We start from the raw sequence: 388 nt of genomic DNA on the forward strand, positions 1-388 counted from the left end.
CTGGCTAAAATTCATAAAAGTCAAAAGCCGATAGCTTGGCTAACGGCTTTTACAAAATATTTCTTTGTAGTTTATTAAAAACTTAATTGTTTAGTCGAATAAGCTATAGCTAATACGTTCAATGATCGACCTTGGACTAAGAATGCGGTTGGATTAAACAAGGCAATTTCGAATTCTTCATTCTCATTAGGTGCTCTCACTTGTCCCACTACGACTAATAGTGGCGGTTCAACATCCTCTGCGTATTGAGCCACTAAAGCTAATTGACTTCTTAACTCTTCTGATTCTGAAAAGAAAGCTTCTTCAAATACTAAATTACCATAAACTTCATTTCTGTGAATTCGGATTTTTGGCCGGGAACTTGAAAGATCATCGTCTACAAACTCAC

General features: G+C 36.1%; 1 protein-coding gene. It reads right to left on the reverse strand.

Annotated elements, in window-relative coordinates; genetic code table 11:
• Positions 1-74 precede the first annotated feature (74 nt).
• A partial coding sequence (locus R0J87_RS18745; RefSeq protein WP_498888091.1) for a hypothetical protein occupies positions 75-388 on the reverse strand: 314 nt, incomplete at its 5' end.

Source organism: Halomonas sp. SIMBA_159 (genome assembly GCF_046536035.1).
In the GTDB taxonomy this organism is placed as follows: domain Bacteria; phylum Pseudomonadota; class Gammaproteobacteria; order Pseudomonadales; family Halomonadaceae; genus Vreelandella; species Vreelandella venusta_A.